General features: G+C 29.3%; 3 protein-coding genes. All 3 read right to left on the bottom strand.

Annotated elements, in window-relative coordinates; genetic code table 11:
• Nucleotides 1-61: 61 nt before the first annotated feature.
• Nucleotides 62-766, bottom strand: coding sequence for a DUF3991 and TOPRIM domain-containing protein (locus TJ68_RS03545; RefSeq protein ID WP_040928778.1), 705 nt, complete (start codon nt 764-766; stop codon nt 62-64).
• Entirely contained in the window at nt 742-1,134 is a 393-nt protein-coding gene (locus tag TJ68_RS03550; protein ID WP_040928779.1) for a hypothetical protein, read from the bottom strand. The genes TJ68_RS03545 and TJ68_RS03550 overlap by 25 nt, the downstream gene beginning before the upstream one ends.
• Before the next feature lie 180 nt (nt 1,135-1,314).
• Nucleotides 1,315-2,115 (bottom strand): class A sortase, encoded by an 801-nt coding sequence (locus tag TJ68_RS03555; protein WP_052327288.1) that lies wholly within the window; start codon nt 2,113-2,115, stop codon nt 1,315-1,317.
• Between the last annotated feature and the right edge of the window lie 87 nt (nt 2,116-2,202).

The raw sequence follows: 2,202 nt of genomic DNA on the forward strand, positions 1-2,202 counted from the left end.
AATAAAATATCTAACTCAATTATAACATATAATATATATTATATATTATTGATATAGAATATTATTCTAATTCCATACCTTTACTACTTTCTTGATGTCTATAATTTTGAAGATATTGCTTCTTACTTAAAGGGATATTACGTTCATGCTGTTCATAAGGGTGTCCATTTCTTCTTACTAGTTCATCATTCCAATCTTTCACATTTTCCCTTTGAGGTGGAACTGCAAAATAGATTGGCATTTCACCTTGTTCATGATGAGATAAGTTGTTTTCTATTCTATCTTGATTAAATCTTAAACCTGCTTCATCATTGTCTACCCCGTATACAACGTTTGGAATTTTCCCTGTATTTTGTCCAACTTCTAAAATTTGCTGATAAATTATATCGGGATTATTGACACCACGCATAGAGATATACTTAGAATTTGGTGTTAATCCGTTTAAAGAAGCATAACTAATCGCATCTACCTCACTTTCAAAAAAGTAAAGGTTTCTAATATCTTTATTTGGACTTGTTTTGAATGAAAATCCATAGTCATTATTAGCACCACTTGCAATATGCTTATATCTTCCGCCATCTTGTTTTTTATAACTACCCTCTGAGTTATGTCCTACAATTTCTCCATTATTTACCCACGGATATACAGCATTATTTCTTTCGTCTTGGCGTATTAATCCTTTACTAATTAAAGTATTTATGAGATCTGGATTTAACTTCCTATCATTTATTAAGTACTCTCTTACTTTACTTGGATCTTTAACCATATTATCGAGTGGGAAAGCGTAGGGTTCTTTTTCTTTTTCTGTTTCCAATTTATACCGTGATCACTTTGAATACGTTGATTATTTTTAGAGTTTAATTCTATTACTGCTTCTCTAAATTTCATTCCAAAAAGTTCTTCATCTTGTAGTAAATTAATGATATTACCTCCACGTTGACGTGAATTCCAAAAGTACATATTTTTATCTGCATCTACTACAAAACTATCATGATCATCTAAATTAAAATACTTGCTGTTACCTTGTTGAGTTAATAAATAACCTTGTTCTTCTAAGTATTCTACAATCGGTACGTTTTTAGCATATTCTACTGCTTTATCGGTTAATCTACCCTTTTCATCAAATAAACTCATTAAAATTCCTCCAATTTTTCTAAATAATTTAATACAGCGTTTTTAACAGTGTTTAACACTTTTAGGACTAATAACATTCAAAAAATATTTTCGAATCATTACACCCCCCTTAAAATAAGATGTTTTTTTGTGAATCATAAAAAAAAGCATAAAAAAAAGAGAGAATATTTCAATATTCTCTCAATGAATGTAACTATCAGCGAGTTCTTGCTCAAAACTATCTATTGACTGACTTTTAATAAAATTACCTTGCACAATCAGACGGTTTACACCATCTAATGTCCCACAAGTCACTAAGGTAATTAAGGTTTTATCTTCTTCGTCTTCAATCCATTCAATTTGCGATGGATCAACATACTCTATTTGTTCTATTTCATATATATAAACATCCTTTTTATCAGTAGCATATATATACATACCTTTTTCAGCACGTTTAAGAGGACTAAATAAAGTATTTGAATCAGGCATTAAATGTCCTGCAACTGAATAATTACCTTTACCTAACACCATATTCGGCTTCATAGTTGAAGCACCTGTATATAGATTTTCGTTACTTACACCCTCGACAATTGGTAAATTCATATTAAGTTCTGGAATGAATAATTGCCCACGATATAATGATTTATTTACTGATGCATTACTTGGTATGCTACTAATAAATTTAACTTGTGACCAATCATACGTTAAATTATTATCTGCCATTTCTTTTGTTTCTATAAGATCTCCATTAGAATTTTTACTAGTTTGTTTCCATATACTTTCAAGCCATTGTTCATTATTATCTACTGTAGTTTCGTCATAATTTTCTTGTGCAACTGCTTGTGCTTTTTTAATAATATGAGGGTCTTTTAAGTAAAAATTAAATGGTTGGTAAAGCAATAAAAGTAATGCTGGAATTAGCATAACAACGACTGTAATAATCATTGATTTACGTTTTTTTCGCTTCTTCATATTTTCTTCTATTAATTCATGATAGTTCAATACTTAATCCCCCTTTTTATCGAATAATAATGATACTTTATATTTTTCATCTAATTTTAAGTACGCATCATAGTTCGTTCCTTTTTT

Source organism: Nosocomiicoccus massiliensis, assembly GCF_000438455.1.
Lineage (GTDB): Bacteria > Bacillota > Bacilli > Staphylococcales > Salinicoccaceae > Nosocomiicoccus > Nosocomiicoccus massiliensis.

Bases quoted from the DNA above. Each gene is read 5' to 3' on its own strand.
- TJ68_RS03545 (WP_040928778.1), bottom strand. From the start codon at position 766: ATGGTTAAAGATCCAAGTAAAGTAAGAGAGTACTTAATAAATGATAGG.
- TJ68_RS03550 (WP_040928779.1), bottom strand. From the start codon at position 1,134: ATGAGTTTATTTGATGAAAAGGGTAGATTAACCGATAAAGCAGTAGAA.